Below are 20,338 nucleotides of genomic sequence, written 5' to 3'. Positions count from 1 at the left end.
GATTTCGAACTTTCAGGCCATGCTGCACGTGTCTTCATACCAGGAACCAGTCCCGGCACCCGAGGTGTCCGGTGAACGAACCACCTTCTTTGGCCTGCGCATGAGCAAGGACGAGAACGACGGCAGCGGGCGGGGCAGCGGTCCAGGCACGTCTGTCATCACCAAGGTCAAGCCGAAGACCAAGCGGCCGAACCTCTATCGCGTCCTGATCCTGAACGACGACTACACCCCGATGGAGTTCGTTGTTCATGTTCTAGAGAAGTTCTTCAACAAGGACGTTGAAGCCGCCACCACGATCATGTTGCATGTGCATCATCACGGCATCGGCGAATGTGGCGTTTTTACCTACGAAATCGCTGAAACCAAGGTGACGCAGGTGATGGACTTTGCGCGAAAACATCAGCATCCTTTGCAATGCGTGATGGAAAAGAAGTAGCATTTGAGTCTCGTTCGTTTTGTGGGAACCGGACGAGATGATGAGAACGCGAACAGGTTGCAGGAACTGATCAAGCCGGGACCGGACGACAAACGATCGAATGAAATGGCGGGGGCCATAAGGGACGCGAATGCCGACTTTCTCTCAGAGCCTTGAACAATCCCTGCACCGTGCGCTTGCCATCGCAAACGAGCGGCACCATCAGTATGCGACGCTCGAACATCTGCTGCTCTCGCTGATCGACGACTCGGACGCTGCCGCCGTGATGCGCGCATGCAGCGTCGATCTCGACAAGCTGCGCGGCAGCCTGGTCAATTACCTCGAAACCGAATTTGAAAATCTGGTTGCGGAAGGCTCCGACGATGCCAAGCCGACGGCCGGGTTCCAGCGCGTGGTGCAACGCGCCGTCATTCATGTGCAGTCATCCGGCCGCGAGGAGGTCACCGGCGCCAATGTGCTGATCGCGATCTTCGCGGAGCGCGAAAGCCATGCCGCGTACTTCCTGCAGGAGCAGGACATGACGCGCTATGACGCGGTGAACTACATCAGCCATGGCATTGCCAAGCGCCCCGGCGTGTCCGAGGCGCGGCCGGTGCGCGGCGTCGACGAGGAAGCCGACGCCAAAGGCAACGACGACTCCAAGAAGAAGGGGGAGGCGCTCGAGACCTATTGCGTCAACCTCAACAAGAAGGCGCGCGACGGAAAGATCGATCCCGTCATCGGCCGCAACGCCGAGATCAACCGCGCCATTCAGGTGCTGTGTCGCCGCCAGAAGAACAATCCGCTGTTTGTCGGCGAAGCCGGTGTCGGCAAGACCGCGATCGCGGAAGGTCTCGCCAAGCGCATTGTCGACAGCGAAGTGCCGGAAGTGCTGGCCGCTGCGACCGTGTTCTCGCTCGACATGGGCACGCTGCTTGCGGGCACGCGCTATCGCGGCGATTTTGAGGAACGCCTCAAGCAGGTCATCAAGGAACTGGAAGCGCACCCCAATGCGATCCTGTTCATCGACGAAATCCACACCGTGATCGGCGCCGGGGCGACCTCGGGCGGCGCGATGGATGCGTCCAACCTGCTGAAGCCGGCGCTGGCATCGGGCACGATCCGCTGCATGGGATCGACCACGTACAAGGAATATCGTCAGCACTTCGAGAAGGACCGCGCACTGGTGCGCCGGTTCCAGAAGATCGACGTCAACGAACCGACGGTCGAAGACGCGATCGGCATCCTCAAGGGCCTCAAGCCTTATTTCGAGGACTACCACAAGCTGAAGTACACCAATGACGCCATCGAGGCGGCGGTGAACCTCTCGGCGCGCTACATCCATGACCGCAAGCTGCCGGACAAGGCGATCGACGTGATCGACGAGTCGGGTGCGGCGCAGATGCTGGTGCCGGAGAACAAGCGCAAGAAGACCATCGGCATCAAGGAAATCGAAACGACCATCGCGACGATGGCGCGGATTCCGCCGAAGTCGGTGTCGAAGGACGACGCCGAAGTGCTCAAGCATCTCGAGACGACGCTCAAGCGCACGGTGTTCGGTCAGGACAAGGCGATCGAGGCGTTGGCCGCGTCGATCAAGCTCGCCCGCGCGGGCCTTCGCGAGCCGGAGAAGCCGATCGGCTCCTACCTGTTCTCGGGTCCGACCGGTGTCGGCAAGACCGAAGTTGCCAAGCAACTGGCGGCGTCGCTCGGCGTCGAGCTGATCCGCTTCGACATGTCAGAGTACATGGAGCGGCATACGGTGTCGCGCCTGATCGGCGCGCCTCCGGGTTATGTCGGCTTCGATCAGGGCGGCCTTCTGACTGATGGCGTGGACCAGCATCCGCATTGCGTGGTTCTGCTCGACGAAATCGAGAAGGCGCATCCGGATCTCTACAACGTGCTGTTGCAGATCATGGATCACGGCAAGCTGACCGACCACAACGGCAAGCAGGTCAACTTCCGCAACGTCATCCTCATCATGACGACCAATGCGGGTGCGGCCGACCTTGCCCGTCAGGCGTTCGGCTTCACGCGCAACAAGCGGGAAGGCGACGATCAGGAGGCGATCAACCGGCAGTTCGCGCCGGAGTTCCGCAACCGTCTCGATGCGATCGTGTCGTTCGCACATCTGAACACCGATGTGATCGGCATGGTGGTCGAGAAGTTCGTGCTTCAGCTCGAAGCGCAGCTCGCGGATCGCGATGTGACCATCGAACTGTCGGAGCCTGCGAAGGCCTGGCTGATCGAGCATGGCTATGACGAGCAGATGGGCGCGCGGCCAATGGCCCGCATCATTCAGGAGCACGTCAAGAAACCGCTGGCGGACGAGGTGCTGTTCGGCAAGCTGAAGGGCGGCGGCCACGTCCGCGTTATCCTGGTGAAGGACGAGCAGGGCACCGACAAGATCGGTTTCGAGTTCGTCGAAGGACCGGTCACGCCGAAGCCTGAGAAGCTGCCCGGATCGCGCAAGCGTTCCACGCCGCGCAAACCCAAGGGCGGGGATGGCCCGAAGGGTCCGGCCAAGCCGCTGATGAAGGTCTGAGGCGAAGCACAACAGAACAACGAAAACCCGGCGGTCTCACGATCGCCGGGTTTTTGCTATCCTGATCCGTATCCTGACATTCTCGGCTGCGTGCTCTGGAAATGAAACGGCGAAACCCGGATAGGTGGTTCGCGGCTGGTGTTGTGACCATAACGCTGGCGATGACCGCTCTTGCGCGCGGCGATGAGCCGGATCCACCGGCTCCGCCGATGCCCGCTGCTGCCACGGCCAGGGATGGCAACGCGCGCGAGGCGATGTGCCTGATGATTGAATCCGCCGCGTCCGCGCACGGCCTGCCTCTGGAATTCTTCGCCCGCGTGATCTGGCAGGAGAGCCGGTTTCAGTCTGATGCGGTGGGACCGGTGACACGGAGCGGCCAGCGCGCGCAGGGCGTCGCGCAATTCATGCCGGGCACGGCCAGCGAGCGGCGGCTGCTCGATCCGTTTGATCCGGTGCAGGCGCTGCCGAAGTCCGCCGAATTCCTGCAGGAGCTGCGCGAACAGTTCGGCAATCTCGGGCTCGCAGCGGCCGCCTACAATGCGGGGCCGCGGCGCGTGCAGGAATGGCTCGCCGGCACCGGCTACATGCCGTCCGAGACCCGCAACTACGTCTATGCCATCACCGGGACGCCTGTGGATGACTGGGCTGCGGCCGGCAAGAGCGGCGTGATCAAGGATCGCACGCCGCCCGCCGGCTGCCGCGAACTCATGGCGCTGTTGCAGCGCGCGCCGAACCCGTTCGTCACCGAGCTTGCGCAGCGCGTGAAGCTTGGCGCGGCGATGCCGTGGGGTGTACAGCTTGCCGCGGGTTTCTCGCGTGACAAGGCGCTGGCGATGTACGCCCGTTCCATGAAGCGACTGAGCGCAGTCATCGGCGATCGCGATCCGAGCCTTCTCAGTTCGATTTTCCGCAGCCGCGGGACACGTCCGTTTTATCAGGTGCGCGTCGGCGCTGACACGCGCGCTGCCGCCAACGAGTTGTGCGATCGCATCAGGCGGGCAGGACAGGCGTGCATCGTGTTGAAGAACGCGGAGCAGCATGGTTAACCGCTGCGCGCGCTGAGCGCGGACGAAATTCAGGAAATCTCTTGCGACGGTTAACGCAGCAGCCAAATCGCATGCAAAAAGAAACCCAATATTTGCAGGCATAACTTGAGTTCGCGCGCGAGATTTTATCCTCAACAGAATGCTAACGCGATGCGGGCATTTTTCGCTTAAGTTTTGCGAAACCGTTTTCCAATCATGTGACCGGGGGCAGCGAAACCGTTTCGCCGCAGTCTGTGAGGAGGCCGTCGTGCTGACGTTCGGAATTATCGGTATTGCATTTGCAACCTTGTGCGTTCTCGGTTCGCTGTCGTCATCCGCGCGCGAGCCGTCGATCTGATTTTGGATCTGATTTTGACCCGCCGTTTGCGGTGAATGTTCTCGGCGCGCACCGATAGCGATGCGCGCCCCGCAAGCTGTGCAATTGAGCGGTACGGCTCCGCGAAATTAGCGCCCCCGGTCCCTTGACGGCGGGGCGTTTCAACCGCGTGATGAATTAAACGATTCACCCGGTATTTTGCCCCCTTGGCACTTCCCGTCCTCGATTCTCCGAAATGGCAAAGCGCGCCCGCCGCATTCGCGCTGGGTGTAAAATCCGCGCTGTCGTCGATCCTGGCGCTGGTCCTGTTCGGGACCTTCATCGGCGTCGGCGCATTCGCCCATGACACCGGCTTCACGCTGGGCTGGGCGCTGGCGAGCACGGTGCTGGTCTGGGCCGGGCCTGCACAGATCATCCTGATCTCAACATTCCATGCCGGGGCCACAGTGCTGGAATCGGCGCTCGCCGTCACCATCAGCGCGATCCGCCTGCTGCCGATGGTGGTCTCGGTGCTGCCGATGTTGCGGACGCCGGAGACGAAGATGCGACAGCTTGCGCTGCCGGCTCATTTCGTGGCGGTGACGGTCTGGGTCGAAAGCTTTCGCCTGCTGCCGCAGGTGCCGCGCGAGCGGCGGATTGCATTCCTGAACGGCCTCGGCAGCGGGTTAGTGTTCCTGAGCAGCGTGGCCACGGCGATCGGCTACGGACTTGCCGCGAACCTGCCGCCGCTGCTGGCTGCGGGAATTCTCGCGCTGACGCCGCTGACGTTCCTGCTATCCACGGCACGCAACGCGCACAGGCTGGTGGACAAACTGGCGCTGGCACTCGGGCTTGCGCTTTATCCGCTGGTGCAACTGCTGCAAACCGGCGTGGATATCATGATCTGCGGTCTGACTGCGGGCACGATTGCCTATGGTGTCGATCGCATCCGGAGGCGCGCATGAGCGGGCTGTTCGGGGATGGGCACGCCATCCTGCTGCTGCTGTTCGCAGGCTTACTGTCGAACGAGGTATGGCGCGTGCTCGGCCTTGTGATCGGCGGAAATATCGATGAAAGCTCGGAATTCCTTGTCTGGGTGAGGGCGGTCGCTGCCGCCATCCTTGCGGGCGTCATTGCGCAGATTCTGATTTCACCGCCCGGAGCGCTCGCGACGGTGCCGGGTGTGGTCCGCTACAGCGCGGTTGCTGTGGGGATTGCCGTGTTTCTGGCCACGCGTAGATCGGTTTTCGCAGGCGTGATCGGCGGTGAAGTCGTCGTGCTCGCCGGCAAATGGTGGATGGGCTGACGGTATGATCCCGAAAACTCGAAACCGGTTTTCGGAATAGATTATACCGAGGCCGAAGCGTCTCAGCCGTTCAGCGCTGCGATTAGCCGTGTGGCGTGATCCTCCAGCACCTTGACGTCCTCCTTGCGGCTTGCCGGCGGCAGCAGCGCAACGCCTTCAACCCGAGGCATGATGTGGACGTGGAGGTGATAGACGACCTGTCCGGCGGAAGGCTCGCTAAACTGTTGCAGCGTGATCCCGCTTGCGTTGAAGGCCTTCATGGCGGCCACCGCGATTTTCTTCGCCGTGCGGGCAACATGGGCGAAGCTGTCGGGCGAGATGTCGAGAATGTTGCGGGCCGGGGCCTTTGGAATCACCAGCGTATGACCGGGACAGCGCGGCATGATGTCCATGAAGGCGAAGGTATGTTCGTCCTCATAGACCTTGTGACAGGGAATCTCGCCGCGCAGGATTTTCGCGAAAATATTGTTGGTGTCGTAAGCGGTCATGGGTCATCCCGGAGAAGAGGCGCGTCACAATCGCTGCCCCGCGCCGCGCGGTCAAGCCGGGTTGTTCGAGCCTCATGCATGTCAGGAATTCACTGTGCGCTCGGGTATGCCGGTCGCAATCTCGTCGATCCGGTCGGCAAGGTCGGTCAGATCGCGGTGAAGACCGTCCAACGTATAGGCCAGTCCGAACGTCCGTCCGACGGCGTTGAAATCGAGTGCGCGCATGACGCCGGACTGTCGCAAGCCGCTGAATGTCTCCGTGAACGCCAGATGCACCGCGGGCAGGTCCGTCCGTGGAACCACGGTGACGGCGTCGAGCGCGGTTGCGCATCGCTGCGTCAATTCGGCTTCGGCGCGGAGCAGGGCGGCTGCCGCAGGCGCCAGGGTCGAAGCGATCGCGGCGGGAAGGGGCTCGCGGAGCACGTTGCCGATGGCGACCAGATCGTTGCGCACGCGCCAGAGGGTTCGCGGAATTGCGGAAGGAATGCGATGATCGGCGAGGCGAGAGGCGCGCTCCCGGTCGGCATCTTTCAGGGCTTGTTCGACTGCTGTCAGCGCTTGCCGCAAGGCGGCGTGCTCGAGAGAGGGCGCCAGCGGTTCGCCGCGTTCAAGCGCCTCCGCCTCGGCGAGCAGGAGTTTTTGTATCCGCCTCAGCACGGTGATCGAGCGGGCCACCACGACGGCATGGGAACGCGCGGGAAATATCAGCACCGTTGCCAGCACGCCGATCAGGCCGCCCAGTCCGATCTCGATGATGCGGTCGAGAACAAATTGTTCCACCGGCGCGCCGGCCGGTTCTGTCAGCAGCATGATGGCCGCCGTGACCGGCGCCACCCGCAATTGAGGGCGAACCGCCGCGCCCCACACGGTGACGCATGTGACGAGCACAAGGGCGATACCAATGCCCAGCGACGTATTTGAATGGAAAGCTGCCGCAAGCCCGCCGAAGATCGCGCCAGCGAGAGTGCCGATCATGCGCTCCGTGGCCGCGCCCAGCGTCCCGCCGATCGAGCCTTGCATCACGATAATGACGGTGAACACCGCCCAGTAGCCCTGTGGCAGGCCGAGAGCCTTGTAGGCAGCGTAAGCCGCGCCGACGGCAATGGTGACACGTACGGTCTGGCGTAGCTCGGAGGACCGGCGCGTCAAGAACTCTCGAATCCGTGCAGCGATTGAAATCAAGGCGTTTCCCGCAGCGGCACTGTGATCAGCAAGCGGAACTCAGGTTAAGCGGCTTGTGCGGCGGTCACAACGCCTGCGTGTCAGTCGTCACCGTTGGCCTTGCGGAATGGACCGGCCTCGGTGAGTTCGCGCACAGCCTCCTGCACGTAGCTGCGCTCATGCTTGAGATAGTCGCGGATTGCCCGGCGCAGCGCCGGATCGGCGATGTAGTGGGCGGAGTAGGTAGTTTGCGGCAGGTAACCTCGGGCGATTTTGTGCTCACCCTGCGCGCCGGCTTCGACGCGCTTCAGGCCGCGCCGGATCGCGAAGTCGATGGCCTGATAGTAGCAGACCTCGAAGTGTAGGAAGGGATGATGCTCGATGGCGCCCCAGTGGCGGCCGAACAGGGTGTCGGAGCCGATGAAGTTGATCGCGCCGGCGATCCATTTCCCGTCACGTTTCGCCATCACAAGCAGCACGTCTTTCGCCATGGTCTCGCCGATCATGGTGTAGAAGGCGCGGGTGAGATAGGGCCGCCCCCACTTGCGCGAGCCGGTCTCCATGTAGAACTCGAAGAACGCGTCCCATGCATCGGGCGTGATGTCGTCGCCGGTCAGGGCGTGAATGCTGATGCCGTTGGCAAGCGCGTCGCGGCGTTCGCGGCGGATCGCCTTGCGATGACGCGAGGCCAGGGTGGCGAGAAAATCCTCGAACGTGCCGTAGCCTTCATTGCGCCAGTGGAATTGCTGATCGGTCCGTTGCAGGAATCCGTGTTCAGCGAGGGTCGTCCATTCGTCTTCGCGGGCGAAGGTGACATGCACGGACGAGGCGTGGGTGGCGCCACACAGCGCGATGAGGCCGCCGGCCAGCGTTTCGCGGACACGCGCAGCTTCCGGGCCATTGCGCACCAGCAGCCGAGGGCCTGTCGCTGGCGTGAACGGGACGGTGGCCTGCAATTTCGGATAGTAACTGCCGCCCGCGCGCGCATAGGCGTCGGCCCAGCCGTGGTCGAACACGTACTCGCCCTGCGAGTGATTTTTCAGATAGCCCGGCACGAGGCCCACGACCTGGCCTGCCATGCGTGCCACCAGATGGCGTGCGGCCCAGCCGGTGCGCGCGATGGCAGAGCCCGACTCTTCTAAGGCGGCAAAGAAAGCGTGCGTGACAAACGGGTTGTAGCCGCCATCCGAATTGGCACACGCATTCCACTCGTCGGCCGTGATCTGGCCGACCGAGGAGACCGCTTCAAGGGTGATCTCGCAGGAATCCGTCAAAGAGCAGGTGTACCGTGGCCGTGAGAAACCGAAACCGTTCAGGAGTATAGATCGGTTCTTACGCGGATGACTTCAAGTATCTGGCATCCCGCTTTCGGCCTACTCCGGGATGAAACCCTCGAAAGTCATCTGGTCGGCATATCGGGTGCTGCGTGCGCGCTGTTCCGGGGTCCGCACAGTCCATGTGATCAGCGCGCAACCGAAGATGTTGCGCGCGATCCAGGGCGCTGGTGCTGGAAGATCGTCGACCCGGTAGCTGACGAAATGTGGCTGCGTGCGGAAGGCGTGGCGCAGGCCGGTCATCTCGCGGGTTTTCTCGGGAGGCAGCCGCGTCCACTCGCCCTCGGTGTAGTGCCGTTCGGCGACGATGCCGCGCGGCAGGCCGGGCATCAGGTCGCGGATCGCGATCACCTGATCGGGATCGAACGACATCGCCGCCACCGGTCCGCTGTACGAAGCCAGCACTTCGGCCATCCGCCTCACCAGCGTCCGGCTGCCGTCGAAGCGGCTCTTTATCTCGAGCACCAGCGGGACACGTCCGGCGACGCGCGTGCAGAGATCACCCAGGGTCATCATCCGCTCAGCCGTGTGCTTGAAGCCGACCTGCTTGAGCTGTGCCGCGGTCAATGACAGCAGTTCGCCGGTGCCTTGAGTCAGGCGGCCGAGCTCATAGTCATGATGCACCATCGCTTCATTGTCAGCGGTGGGCTGAAGATCGACCTCGATCGCGAAATTGCCCGCGACCGCAGCGTCGATCGCGGACGGCATGTTCTCGATGATGCCGCACGCACGGTCATGCAACCCGCGATGGGCAATCGGTCGTGCCGTGAGCCATGCAGGCGCGCGCGCAGTCATCGGCTTGTTTTGGTGAGCATGATCTTGTCCAAAAACCGGTGCCCACTTTTCGGGATCATGCTCAGGCGACCTCGAAAATGCCTTCGACTTCGACGGCGGCGTCCGAAGGCAGGGCGGCCACGCCGACCGTGGTGCGGGCATGGCGACCCTTGTCGCCGAATACAGCGACCATCAGGTCCGACGCGCCGTTGAGCACCTTGGGGCCCTCAAGGAAATCCGGTGTTGCGTTGACGAAGCCGCCGAGGCGCACGACGCGCGCAACCTTGTCGAGATCGCCGAGCGCCATCTTGACCTGCGCCAAGAGGTTGATCGCACAGCCGCGTGCGGCAGCCGCGCCTTGCTCGGTGGTGACACCGGCGCCGAGCTTGCCCTTTGCGATCAGCTTGCCTTCCGGCGTGTTGCAGACCTGGCCGGATACAAACAGAAGATTTCCGGTGCGCACGAAGCCGACATAATTCGCGACGGGAGGGTTGGGCTGATGCAACACAATGCCCAGTTCGTTCAACTTCTGCTCGACCGTTCCCGCCATATCAGTCCCCGATGTTTGTTTGATATTTGCCCGGAATGAAGTCCGGCATTTTAAGCCGATATGTCGGGCGCGCCATACTTCGCCCATCGTGGAGCGACATGCAAGCACGTCAGCCCGGTGGATTTGGCCCGGATATTTCGGGCGATTCCACGGCTTTGCCCCGGTTGCGGCGCAATGCTGCGGCTATTATCCTTCGATTCTCATTGTCTTAAAGGAGACACCATGCGTCGCGCGCGCCGGATTTCAGGTTATGGATTGGCTGCCCTGTCCGCTGTGTTTCTGGCGTCAGCATCAGGCGGAGCGCATGCGGCGCCGAGCGTGGCATTTCTCGCGCATCAGGCCGTCTATGATCTGAGCCTGAAGACATCGCGAGGCAACGCCAGTGTCAGCAATGCGCGCGGCCGTATCCTGTACAATTTCGCCGGCAGCTCCTGCGAAGGCTATACCACCGAATTCCGGCAGGTGTCGCAGCTCGATACCGGCGAGAACAAGACCACGCTGAGCGATCTGCGTTCGACGAGCTGGGAAGACGGCGAGGGGAAGAGCTACCGCTTCAAGATCGAAACCCGCATGAACGATACCGACACGACGTCGATCGACGGCATGGCGGAGCGTGACGGGAAGACGATCAAGGTCAAGCTCAAGAAGCCCAAGGCGAAGACGTTCACCATCGAGGGCGCGGTGTTTCCGACGGAGCAGGTCAGACTGATCATCGAGGCCGCGCGCGAGGGCAAGTCGCTGCTCGAACTCGTGGTCTATGATGGCTCCGACGACGGCGAGAAGGTTTACAACACACTGACCGTCATCGGGCAGCCGATCCCGGGAACAAAGGCGCCGGCAAAGCCGGATGCGGCCAGCGCCAACGAGAAGTTCAAATCCCAGACCCGGTGGCCGGTCACCGTCAGCTACTACGACCGTGCAGCGAAATCGAATTCCGGCGAGCAGACGCCGGTCTATGCGATGTCGTTCGAGCTTTATGAGGACGGCGTCTCGCGCGCGCTCTCGCTCGATTACAACGATTTCGTCATCGCGGGCGCGATGGACAAGATCGACATCAAGGAAACCAAGCCCTGCAAATAGGCGGGCGCTATTCCGCCTTGGCCGGTCCATCATAGGCAATACCGCGCATCACCGCGGCATTGCCGAATTTTTTGCGGACATCGTCCATCGCGCGTTCGGCGTGTGCCGAGCGCCGGTCGAGCAAATCCTGATCGTCGGCTTCCGCACCGGGTTTCAGTGCGCTGACGCCCGCGCCGATCAGCCTGAACGCGGTGCCGTCGATCTCGCGGCTGAGCATTTCGCGCACTGTCGCAAAGATTCTGGTGGCAAGCTGGGTCGGCACCTGAAGCGATTGCGAGCGGGTGCGCTGCCTGAAATCCGCAGTTTTTAGTTTCAGCGTGATGGTGGAGCCGGAGAGATCGCCGCTCTTGAGGCGCGATGAGACTTTTTCGCACAGCCGCCACAGGATTCTTTCCAGCGTCGCGAAATCCCGCACGTCAGATTCCAACGTCGTCTCGTTGGAAATCGTTTTGGCGCCGCGATCGGCGACGACCTTGCGGTCATCGATGCCGCGCGCCAGTCGCCACAGCCTCCGTCCCTCGGGACCGAACTGTTTCATCAGATCGATCTCGTCCGAACGCTGCAGATCCTTGATGAGCCGGAAGCCGCGTTGCGACAGTTTCTCCTGCGAGGCAGGACCGACGCCGTAGATAAAGCCGACGGGCCTTTCAGCGAGCATGTCGCGGGCCTCGTCCTGGTCGAGTGCCGCGAAGCCGCGGGGCTTGTCGAGGTCGGAGGCGATCTTAGCGAGAAACTTGTTCACCGACAGGCCGACCGACACGGTGATGCCGATGTCGCGCTCGACCTGGGCTGCGAACCGCGCAAGTACCTTGGCCGGGATCATGCCGTGCACGAGTTCCGTGCCGCTGAGATCGAGGAATGCCTCGTCGATCGAAAGCGGTTCCACCAGCGGCGTCAGCGCCATCATCGCTTGGCGAACTTCGCGCCCCACGCGGACATACTTCGCCATGTCGGGACGCACGACCACCGCCGAGGGGCACAGGTCGAGCGCCTTGAACATCGGCATCGCCGAGCGCACACCATAGGTGCGCGCGATGTAGCAGGCGGCGGAAACGACGCCGCGCTTGCCGCCGCCGATAATGACCGGCTTGTCGGCGATGTCCGGATTGTCGCGCTTCTCGACGGTTGCATAGAACGCATCGCAATCGATATGCGCGAGCGCCAGCGCTCTGAGAGAGCGATGCCGAACCATACGGGGCGAGCCGCATTCAGCGCAGCGCATCGCCTTTACCGCCGCGTCCGAAAGGCAGTCGCGGCAGAAACCCGGCGAATCGGCTGGCGGACGGTCGCTCACTGAATCATTCCCAGCGTGGTTCCAGCACCTCGCGCGCATTGGCGACGGCCTGCGGGGTCAGTTGCGAGGCGTCGGCGAAGGCCTTCACGGTCGCGTCATCGCGCACGATGAAGTCGAGCACGCCTGCGAGGAACTTCGGGTCTGCGGCGGCGGTCCGGAGGGTTTGAGGGCCGATACCGCTCTCGGTCAGGAACAACCCTAGCCGTTCGGGATCGGACGCCAGGAAGGAGAGCGCCTGAATCGCAACGAATTCAGCGACTTCCTGAGGGTTTTTAGGGCCCTTTGTCATTGATCGTGTTTGCCTTTCCGTAACTTATCGTCTCTATTTTGAACCCATCATGCCCGAGTCATCACGGCGTGGCGAATTCAATGGTTTCAGCACGTACGGGCATTTTGCGGGAATTGGAGGGCCAGGATGGCCAAAACCGTCCTGATCGTGGAAGACAACGAGCTCAATATGAAGCTCTTTCGCGATCTGCTTGAGGCCCATGGGTATCAGACAGTCGGCACGCGCAACGGGGTTGAAGCACTCGACCTCGCTCGCAGACACCGGCCCGATCTCATCCTCATGGATATTCAGCTACCCGAAGTTTCCGGCCTCGACGTGACTCGCTGGATCAAGGCGGATGTCGAATTGCGTGCGATCCCGGTGGTCGCGGTAACGGCTTTTGCCATGAAAGGCGATGAAGAACGTATCCGTGAAGGCGGATGCGAAGCGTATTTGTCCAAACCGATCTCGGTTGGGAAGTTTATTGAGACGGTTCGACGGTTTGTCGGCTAGGAAAGTTTGGAGAATTCGATGTCCGCGCGCGTTCTGGTCGTTGACGACGTTCTCGCCAACGTAAAGCTGCTCGAGGCGCGGCTGTCCGCGGAATACTTCGACGTGGTGACGGCGAATTGCGGAACGCAGGCGCTGGAGATCTGCGAGCGTGCGGAATGCGACATCGTGCTGCTCGATGTCATGATGCCCGACATTGACGGCTTTGAGGTCTGCCGCCGACTCAAGTCGAATCCGAAAACCCATTTCATCCCGGTCATCATGGTGACGGCGCTCGACAGTCCGTCCGACCGCGTGCGCGGGCTCGATGCCGGCGCCGACGATTTTCTGACCAAGCCCGTGTCCGATGTCGTGATGATCGCGCGGGTGCGGTCGCTGACACGCTTGAAGATGATGACCGACGAATTGCGCATGCGCGCGATCACGTCGCTCGAGATCGGCGTCAACGCGCCGGAGCGCGACGCTGTTGCCGATACAGGCAGGGGCGGGCGTATCCTGCTGGTGGATGACCGGCCGTCGTCCTACGAACGGCTCGCTCCGGTGCTGGCCACCGAGCACAGCGTGGATGTCGAGCCGAATCCGGCTGAAGCCGTATTCCACGCCGCCGATGGCAATTACGACTTGCTGATTGTCTCACTTGGCCTTGAGAATTTCGACGGCTTGCGGCTTTGCAGCCAGGCGCGCTCGCTGGAGCGGACGCGCAGTGTGCCGATCCTTGCCATTGCCGATGCCGACAACAACGCGCGGCTGCTGCGCGGGCTGGAGATCGGCGTCAATGACTACCTGCTGCGGCCGGTGGACAAGAACGAACTGCTGGCGCGCGCGCGCACCCAGATTCGCAAGCGCCGCTATACCGATCATCTGCGCGACAATGTGCAGAACTCGATCGAAATGGCGATCACCGATCCGCTGACCGGGCTGCATAACCGCCGCTATATGGAAAGCCATCTCGCCACATTGGCAGAGCAGGCCTCGATGCGGGCCAAGCCGTTGGCACTGATGATGCTCGATATCGACTACTTCAAGTCGATCAACGACACCTATGGCCACGATGCCGGCGACGATGTGCTGCGCGAATTCGCGGTGCGCATCCGCAAGTCGATCCGTGGGATCGATCTGGCCTGCCGCTACGGCGGCGAGGAATTCGTCATCGTCATGCCTGAAACCGACCTGCACGTGGCGGGGATGGTTGCCGAGCGCCTTCGCCGCTCGATTGCCGGCGAGCCCTTCACGATCGAGAAGGGCGTCAAGCGCATCGAGGTGACCATTTCGATCGGCATCTCGACCCTGGAAACCAAGGGCGAGCCGATCGGCGCCGTCCTCAAGCGCGCGGATCAGGCGCTGTACCGCGCCAAGCACGATGGCCGTAACCGCGTGGTCGCCGCGGCGGCTTAACTCGCTTTCGTTCTTTCTTCTTCTTTCGGCTCGAAATATGCGCCGGATAAGGGGTCAACCCAGCACAGGTGATCGTGCACCTGCTTGACGCCCGCGACATTCTCGGCGGCTACGATGATGGCTTGCCGCGTGCGCTCTTCCGTGATGACGCCGCAGATATCGACCACACCGTTGCGGACAAACACCTCCAGCCCGGAGGGGCCCCAGTCATGACGCCCGATCTCTTTGAGAATGCGGGTTTGAATGTGTGAATCGTCCGCAGTGGGGTCGGGGACATCGCGTGCGAGGCCTGCGACAGCCCGGACGAAATTCTGGCGGCTGATGATTCCGGTGAGCTTGTTGTTGCCGTTCATCACGGGAACGCGCTTGATGCGATACCTTTCCATGATGGCTACGACATCGGAGAGCGGAGTGTCTTCAGTCACGGTTTGCACGTCGCGCGTCATGATCTCATCAACCCGGCGTCCGGCGGTCTGGACATAGTCCGCGGCCTGACGTCCCGGGCCCAGAATGAAATCAAGCCAGCGCGGCCGTTTGCGCTGCGTGCCGATCTCACGCCGGCGCAACAGATCGCGCTCGGTGACAATACCGACCAGTGCACCCTTCAGGTCAACGACAGGAAGGCCGCTCAGATGGTTGTCGAGCATAAGCCGAGCGGCATCAGCGATCGAGTCACCAGGGGCAACCTTGATGACTTTACGGGTCATGATGTGATGGGCTTTCATGAGGTCACCTTTGCATGCGGGTCTGACTGATGCGGCCCGAATGGGCTTTCATTTGTTTAGTGTGATCGCTTCTCCTTCAATCACCTTGATGCACATCAAATGGCGGAGGTTCTCCCGCTGCTTTGAGCCATATCAAGCCAGAAGGTTCCGGCTCCGGCTAAGTTGAGCCGAAGGAGATTGCCATGGCCATCAGGGACTTCTTGCTTCCGCTTGTCAGCTATCCGAAGCCGACGACAAAGGCTGCGATCGAGACGGTGTTTCAACTGAGCGAAAGTCTTTTGTCGGCGGGAGCCCGCAACGGGAATCATTCGACCATCTCGCAACGCGTTTCGGCGGTAGTGTACGAGATCGAAATCGAGACGGGCCTTTACTTCGAAGGCGCCCATATGGGGGAGTTTCTCGAACGGGAGGCAAGAAAGAGCGCAGCGAATGCACAGCAGCTCGTCCATAGTTTCGAGGAGGTCGCTGCGCATCACAATGTGATGCACCGCTGTCGCCTCGAGCGCCGGGTGCCCTATGACATGACACGGAATCTGGTGGAGTCGGCGCGGCTGCACCACGTGACTGTTCTGCCCCTCAGGAAGGACACCGAAGACCAGTTTGATCTCGCCGAGCAGCTCATCTTCGAATCAGGCCGTCCGGTTCTGATCTTTCCGGAAGAGCCGCTAAGGCCGCTGGCGACGGCTATCCAGACTGTTGCCGTGGCGTGGGACGGCAGCCGTCAGGCGGCACGAGCCGTCGACGATGCGTTGCCGTTTCTCCGGCGCGCGCGGACGGTGAGGGCGTTCACGGCGACAGACGACAAACCGTTGTCGTCCGCCCAGGCGCAGCAATTCGTCGAGTATCTGGCGGGCTTTGGAATTGAAGCGATCCATGAAGATGTCAGAAAAACCGATCAGCATTCGATCGGTAGTTTCATGGAGGCCTACATTGCGTCCCGTGGAATCGATCTTCTGGTGATGGGGGCTTACGGCCACTCCAGATTGCGCGAATTCATTCTGGGCGGGGCGACGCGGTCGATTCTGGCCAATCCGCCGTGTTGGGTCCTGCTGTCGCACTGACCGCTGGCCGGGCAGGCGCGAAGCTCGCCATCAAATGAAAAACGGGGCCGAAAGGCCCCGTTTCCGCATGTAAGCAATTGAAATGCTTACTTGATCTTGGCTTCGCGGAATTCGACGTGCTTCTTCGCGACCGGATCGTACTTCTTCTTCACGAGCTTGTCGGTCATCGTGCGCGAATTCTTCTTGGCAACGTAATAGAAGCCGGTATCCGCGCTGGAAACGAGCTTGACCTTGATGGTGACCGCTTTGGCCATGTTCAGAACCTCGGATGTCAGGAATCGGTAGCAGTCCCGACAGGCCGGGCCGCGTTTGGGCCGCAACCTAGCTTCGAACGCCCTAAAGTCAAGTTTTTAGGGCGCTCTATTCCAAAATCCGGGATATCCCGGATTTTGCCCGCCAAGGGTCCCGGTTGGATGGGTCTGAGGGGCTATTCCGCCGCGTCCGCAGCCCCGGCAGGCTCGAAAAACCGGTTTTTGGGCCGTGGCAGGCCAAGATTTTCGCGCAGCGTGCGGCCCTCGTAGTCCTTCCGGAAGATGCCCCGCCGCTGCAGTTCCGGAACCACCTTGTCGACGAAGTCGTCCAGCCCCTGTGGCAGGAACGGGAACATGATGTTGAAGCCGTCGGACGCTTTCGTCACCAGCCATTCCTCCATCTGATCGGCGATGGTGGCAGGTGTGCCGACGAACGAGAGGCCGCCGTAGCCGCCGACGCGCTGGGCAAGCTGCCGAACGGTCACATTGTTCTTGGCTGCGTATTCGACCAGCCGGTCGCGGCCGCTCTTGCTGGCATTGGTGTCCGGTATTGGCGGAAGGGGACCATCCGGATCGAATTTCGATGCATCGGTGCCGAGGATGACGGAAAGCCCTGCAATCGCGCTGTCATAGTGGACGAGGCTGTCGAGCAGATCGCGTTTCTTTCGCGCTTCCTCGATCGTGTCGCCGACCACCACGAATGCGCCCGGCAGAATCTTCAGGTGATCGCGATCACGCCCCAGCTTGTCCATGCGGCTTTTGATGTCTTCATAGAGAGCTTGCGCCTGGGAGAGGGTCCCGCCGCCGGTAAACACTGCTTCGGCGGTCTCCGCTGCGAGCTGTTTGCCGGGTTCGGACGCGCCGGCCTGCACGATCACCGGCCAGCCCTGCACGGGTCGCGCAATGTTGAGCGGTCCTTTCACCGAAAGAAATTCGCCCCTGTGATCCAGTGTGTGCATTTTCGCGGGATCGAAATAGAGCCCGCTTTCCACGTCCCGGGCGAAGGCATCGTCGGCAAATGAATCCCACAGGCCGGTGACGACATCGAAGAATTCGCGCGCACGCCGGTAGCGTTCGCCGTGCTCCATGTGATCGTCCTTGCCGAAATTCAGCGCCGTTTCCGGATTGCCGGTGGTGACGACATTCCAGCCCGCGCGCCCGCCGCTGATATGGTCGAGCGACGCAAAGCGCCGCGCGACATGATAGGGCTCATCGTAGGTTGTCGAGCTTGTTGCGATCAGGCCGATGCGCTCCGTCGCGCCGGCCAGTGCGGCCAGCAGGGTGAACGGCTCGAACGATGTGACCGTATGACTGCGCTTGAGCGCGCTGATCGGCATGTTCATCACCGCGAGGTGATCCGCCATGAAGAAGGCGTCGAATTTGCCGTGTTCAAGTTTTTGAATGAAACGCTTCAGATGCGAGAGATTGAAGTTGGCGTCGGGAAAACTGCCGGGATAGCGCCATGCGGCAGTATGAATGCTGACCGGGCGCATGAACGCGCCGAGGCGCAACTGGCGTGGGCTCATCGGACTCTTCCCCTGACGATTTTGAGGCGGCACTTGAAGTGGCGCTTGGCGATGCAAAAGGATCAGGGATTGTATGGGGTGGCGCGATGCATCTCGCCACGGAAGATTATTGTTTTTTGAGTTGACGCCGGGGGTGTTTCTTCTGGGCCGTCAGATCATCAGCCCCTGAAATCCTTCGGCGCAAAACTGAGGTCGAGCATGCGCCACTGGTCGTAGCGGTCGGCCGGCAGCATGGCGTAGGGCTGGCACTTCTCCAGCGCATCCATCGCACTGCGCATCAGGGCCGGACCTTTTGCCGACGCGCTGGCTTCGATCAGAAGCGGTTCCGCCGCGAGCTTGCCGTCACGCTGAAATGCCACGCGCAACACGATCCGGACATTGTCGGAAGGCGACACCGACTTCGGCAGGATCGAACAGGTCTTGAGATGGGTGCGCAGCGCGGCAGCGTCTTCGTTTGAAATATTCGCTTTCGCGGTCGCCTTGGCGTCGAAGTCACCGGCCGCTCCTGCATCGGGGAGGGTGAACATCATGCCAAACTTGCTGGTGATGTCGGGAGCCGCGGTGGGGACTTCCTGCTGGGGCTGCGCCGGAGGTGTCGCCTGAGGCTGTGCCTGCTGCGGCGGCTGCTCGGCGGGTTTAGGCGGTTCCGGCTGCTGCTTGAGCGCGGCCTGCCGCGTCTCCTGCTTTGGCTTCGTCGGCGGAGCAGGGGCAGGTTTCGGAGGCTCCGGCGCGGCCTGTTGTGATTCTTCCTGGGCCGCCTGCTTTTCCGCGGAAGCCTGCTGCCGGGACATGTCGGAATCCTGGGATTTGTCCGAAAGCGTCGGGAAATCGTAGTTAGGCTCCTTGGGAAGCGGCGGAGCTTCTTCCGGCGTGACGATATCGATGGTGATGGCTTCCGCGGTTGTCGGCTCGAATGGATGCACGCCTGCCAGCAAGAGCCAGGCTGTCAGGGCCGCAACATGTGCGGCAACCGATATGGCGGCGCCGGTACGCATACAACCGTGGTTCAATCATCCTAGGGGCGTTCGGTCGCCCGGCCGGAATATAGCGATTGGCACGGCGATTGGGATGACAATTTTGACTGGTGCAACGGTAATGCGGACCAGACACCCCTAAATGACGTCCCGCTGCATCTTTCCGCCATAGAAGTGGAAAAACGGCACCTCGGCAGCATGCGATAGCGGTCCCAGCGCAAGGCGTTTGTCCAGTTCGCGCAGCACCATCTTCGTCATCTGATGAAGATCCGCGAGCGACAATGAACCGAGTTCGACCCACACCAGTTCGACAAGCTCGGCATCGGCATGGACGACGCCTTCAACCCGGTGGGCGATGGCCGATGCATCGGCGGTGAAAAATCGCGTATCGAATCGCCGGACGCGGCCGGGCGGAGTGATGGCGCGGGCGATCAGGAACAGTCCGGACGGATCGGGCAGCAAGCCAGCCTCGGCGAACGGTTTCCATTCGCCGGTCAGTTTCGCCGCGGCGCCATTCATGCGCGCGACTTTCCGCCCCAGGCAGAGGCCGGTTTCCTCACAGGCTTCGCGAATGGCTGCAACGGCAAGCGCACGGGCACGGGCCGGCGCAATTTTCGGACTGCCGCCGATCAGTTTCTTCTCAAGCCCCTTGGGAATTTCCGCAGCTACCGGAATCTTGTTGTCGGTGGCATCGACCCGGCCGCCGGGAAACACGAACTTCCCCGGCATGAAGATGACCTTGTCATGCCGCTTGCCGACGAGGACTTTGGGCACGCTTCCGCTGCGATCCACAAGGATCAGTGTCGCGGCATCTTTCGGGCGGCGGTAAGGATGACTGTCGTCTTCCTTCTCTTCTTTCTCAGGCTCGCTCATTTCACCACGGTTAGCTTGGCAATCGTACCTTCTTCGACGTCCGCGGGGCGGCTCTCATCGAAGCCGTGCATGCGGAATGCCCATTGCAATCCGACCACAGCGCCCTTCACCGGTTGCAGCAACGCGAGCGACATGATGAGAGTGACCGGCAGATACACCGAAAGCTGAAGGGCGATGGATGGTGCGTAGTCGGTCTCGATCCACAGCGCGATCGGCACAATGATATGGCCGACGATCACGATGACGAGGTAAGCCGGAAGATCGTCGGCGCGGTGTCCGCTGAAATCCTGTCCGCATACCGAGCAGTTATCGGCGACTTTCAGGAAGGCGCGGAAGACCTTACCTTCACCGCAGTTCGGGCAGCGGCAGCGCAGCCCGCGCGCCATCGCCTGCCAAACATCGCGCTTCGGCAGCAGCTGCGAGGCTGACGTCCACGTCTCGGCGGGCATAGTTCGGCTTTCCATGTT

At 61.7% G+C, this 20,338-nt stretch carries 22 protein-coding genes; 9 read left to right on the top strand and 13 right to left on the bottom strand.

Going from position 1 to position 20,338, the window contains the following annotated elements; translation table 11 throughout:
* Window positions 1-100 precede the first annotated feature (100 nt).
* The 5 genes from clpS to AC1Q67_RS01625 all read left to right on the top strand — a co-directional run bounded on the left by clpS (window position 101) and on the right by AC1Q67_RS01625 (window position 5,607).
* Entirely contained in the window at window positions 101-436 is a 336-nt protein-coding gene (gene clpS / locus AC1Q67_RS01645) for an ATP-dependent Clp protease adapter ClpS (RefSeq protein ID WP_024575101.1), read from the top strand.
* A 130-nt stretch (window positions 437-566) separates the two neighbouring features.
* The gene (gene clpA, locus AC1Q67_RS01640) at window positions 567-2,960 is read left to right on the top strand and encodes an ATP-dependent Clp protease ATP-binding subunit ClpA (RefSeq protein WP_492235431.1); all 2,394 of its coding nucleotides are present in this window, start codon (window positions 567-569) and stop codon (window positions 2,958-2,960) included.
* A gap of 161 nt (window positions 2,961-3,121) precedes the next feature.
* On the top strand, window positions 3,122-4,006 hold the full coding sequence (locus AC1Q67_RS01635; protein ID WP_492235720.1) for a transglycosylase SLT domain-containing protein: 885 nt from the start codon (window positions 3,122-3,124) through the stop codon (window positions 4,004-4,006).
* 522 nt (window positions 4,007-4,528) lie between these two features.
* On the top strand, window positions 4,529-5,266 hold the full coding sequence (locus tag AC1Q67_RS01630; RefSeq protein ID WP_492235432.1) for an AzlC family ABC transporter permease: 738 nt from the start codon (window positions 4,529-4,531) through the stop codon (window positions 5,264-5,266).
* On the top strand, window positions 5,263-5,607 hold the full coding sequence (locus AC1Q67_RS01625) for an AzlD domain-containing protein (RefSeq protein ID WP_492235433.1): 345 nt from the start codon (window positions 5,263-5,265) through the stop codon (window positions 5,605-5,607). Before AC1Q67_RS01630 ends, AC1Q67_RS01625 begins: the two co-directional genes overlap by 4 nt.
* 62 nt (window positions 5,608-5,669) lie before the next feature.
* On the opposite strand, the gene AC1Q67_RS01620 is transcribed toward AC1Q67_RS01625, so the two are convergent.
* From AC1Q67_RS01620 to AC1Q67_RS01600, 5 genes are all read right to left on the bottom strand, one after another.
* On the bottom strand, window positions 5,670-6,095 hold the full coding sequence (locus AC1Q67_RS01620; RefSeq protein WP_492235434.1) for an HIT family protein: 426 nt from the start codon (window positions 6,093-6,095) through the stop codon (window positions 5,670-5,672).
* Between the two features lie 81 nt (window positions 6,096-6,176).
* Window positions 6,177-7,244, bottom strand: a complete 1,068-nt coding sequence (locus AC1Q67_RS01615) for an FUSC family protein (protein WP_492235435.1) — start codon at window positions 7,242-7,244, stop codon at window positions 6,177-6,179.
* 113 nt (window positions 7,245-7,357) lie between these two features.
* On the bottom strand, window positions 7,358-8,530 hold the full coding sequence (locus AC1Q67_RS01610; protein ID WP_492235436.1) for a GNAT family N-acetyltransferase: 1,173 nt from the start codon (window positions 8,528-8,530) through the stop codon (window positions 7,358-7,360).
* A 99-nt stretch (window positions 8,531-8,629) separates the two neighbouring features.
* On the bottom strand, window positions 8,630-9,385 hold the full coding sequence (locus tag AC1Q67_RS01605; RefSeq protein ID WP_492235437.1) for a glycerophosphodiester phosphodiesterase: 756 nt from the start codon (window positions 9,383-9,385) through the stop codon (window positions 8,630-8,632).
* 61 nt (window positions 9,386-9,446) lie between these two features.
* Window positions 9,447-9,914, bottom strand: coding sequence for a RidA family protein (locus AC1Q67_RS01600; protein ID WP_024575110.1), 468 nt, complete (start codon window positions 9,912-9,914; stop codon window positions 9,447-9,449).
* Window positions 9,915-10,136: 222 nt separating this feature from the next.
* On the opposite strand from AC1Q67_RS01600, the gene AC1Q67_RS01595 reads away from it, so the two are divergent.
* The gene (locus tag AC1Q67_RS01595; RefSeq protein WP_492235438.1) at window positions 10,137-10,994 is read left to right on the top strand and encodes a cell envelope integrity EipB family protein; all 858 of its coding nucleotides are present in this window, start codon (window positions 10,137-10,139) and stop codon (window positions 10,992-10,994) included.
* Between the two features lie 7 nt (window positions 10,995-11,001).
* Here AC1Q67_RS01595 and AC1Q67_RS01590 read toward each other — a convergent pair whose 3' ends face one another.
* Together AC1Q67_RS01590 and AC1Q67_RS01585 are read right to left on the bottom strand one after the other, a co-directional pair.
* Window positions 11,002-12,288 carry a DNA polymerase IV gene (locus AC1Q67_RS01590; protein ID WP_492235439.1) on the bottom strand — a complete coding sequence of 429 codons (1,287 nt, stop codon included), beginning with the start codon at window positions 12,286-12,288 and terminating at the stop codon, window positions 11,002-11,004.
* A gap of 4 nt (window positions 12,289-12,292) precedes the next feature.
* Complete coding sequence (locus AC1Q67_RS01585) at window positions 12,293-12,577, bottom strand: DUF3572 domain-containing protein (RefSeq protein ID WP_006020933.1); 285 nt, start codon at window positions 12,575-12,577, stop codon at window positions 12,293-12,295.
* Window positions 12,578-12,703: 126 nt separating this feature from the next.
* Between AC1Q67_RS01585 and AC1Q67_RS01580 the strand changes: the two genes are divergently transcribed.
* On the top strand, window positions 12,704-13,069 hold the full coding sequence (locus AC1Q67_RS01580; protein ID WP_002712171.1) for a response regulator: 366 nt from the start codon (window positions 12,704-12,706) through the stop codon (window positions 13,067-13,069).
* An 18-nt stretch (window positions 13,070-13,087) separates the two neighbouring features.
* Complete coding sequence (locus tag AC1Q67_RS01575; RefSeq protein ID WP_024575114.1) at window positions 13,088-14,461, top strand: PleD family two-component system response regulator; 1,374 nt, start codon at window positions 13,088-13,090, stop codon at window positions 14,459-14,461.
* On the opposite strand, the gene AC1Q67_RS01570 is transcribed toward AC1Q67_RS01575, so the two are convergent.
* Window positions 14,458-15,186, bottom strand: a complete 729-nt coding sequence (locus AC1Q67_RS01570; protein ID WP_492235440.1) for a CBS domain-containing protein — start codon at window positions 15,184-15,186, stop codon at window positions 14,458-14,460. The genes AC1Q67_RS01575 and AC1Q67_RS01570 overlap by 4 nt on opposite strands.
* A gap of 182 nt (window positions 15,187-15,368) precedes the next feature.
* Here AC1Q67_RS01570 and AC1Q67_RS01565 point away from each other — a divergent pair, with 182 nt between their 5' ends.
* Window positions 15,369-16,247: a universal stress protein gene (locus AC1Q67_RS01565; RefSeq protein ID WP_024575116.1), complete on the top strand. Its 879-nt coding sequence runs from the start codon at window positions 15,369-15,371 to the stop codon at window positions 16,245-16,247.
* 86 nt (window positions 16,248-16,333) lie between these two features.
* Here the strand turns inward: AC1Q67_RS01565 and rpmG are convergent, their stop codons facing one another.
* From rpmG to AC1Q67_RS01540, 5 genes are all read right to left on the bottom strand, one after another.
* Window positions 16,334-16,501, bottom strand: coding sequence for a 50S ribosomal protein L33 (gene rpmG / locus AC1Q67_RS01560; RefSeq protein ID WP_002712167.1), 168 nt, complete (start codon window positions 16,499-16,501; stop codon window positions 16,334-16,336).
* A gap of 173 nt (window positions 16,502-16,674) precedes the next feature.
* A complete protein-coding gene (locus AC1Q67_RS01555; RefSeq protein WP_492235441.1) occupies window positions 16,675-18,024 on the bottom strand; it encodes an LLM class flavin-dependent oxidoreductase in 1,350 nt (449 codons plus the stop codon).
* Between the two features lie 158 nt (window positions 18,025-18,182).
* On the bottom strand, window positions 18,183-19,019 hold the full coding sequence (locus tag AC1Q67_RS01550) for a cell envelope biogenesis protein TolA (protein WP_492235442.1): 837 nt from the start codon (window positions 19,017-19,019) through the stop codon (window positions 18,183-18,185).
* Window positions 19,020-19,136: 117 nt separating this feature from the next.
* Complete coding sequence (locus AC1Q67_RS01545) at window positions 19,137-19,871, bottom strand: NUDIX hydrolase (RefSeq protein ID WP_492235443.1); 735 nt, start codon at window positions 19,869-19,871, stop codon at window positions 19,137-19,139.
* Window positions 19,868-20,335 carry a DUF983 domain-containing protein gene (locus AC1Q67_RS01540; protein WP_492235444.1) on the bottom strand — a complete coding sequence of 156 codons (468 nt, stop codon included), beginning with the start codon at window positions 20,333-20,335 and terminating at the stop codon, window positions 19,868-19,870. Before AC1Q67_RS01540 ends, AC1Q67_RS01545 begins: the two co-directional genes overlap by 4 nt.
* Between the last annotated feature and the right edge of the window lie 3 nt (window positions 20,336-20,338).

The organism is Afipia sp. GW823-FHT06G09 (assembly GCF_058794875.1).
Note: the sequence above shows the minus strand (reverse complement) of the source record. Positions and strands in the feature narration are given on the sequence as shown.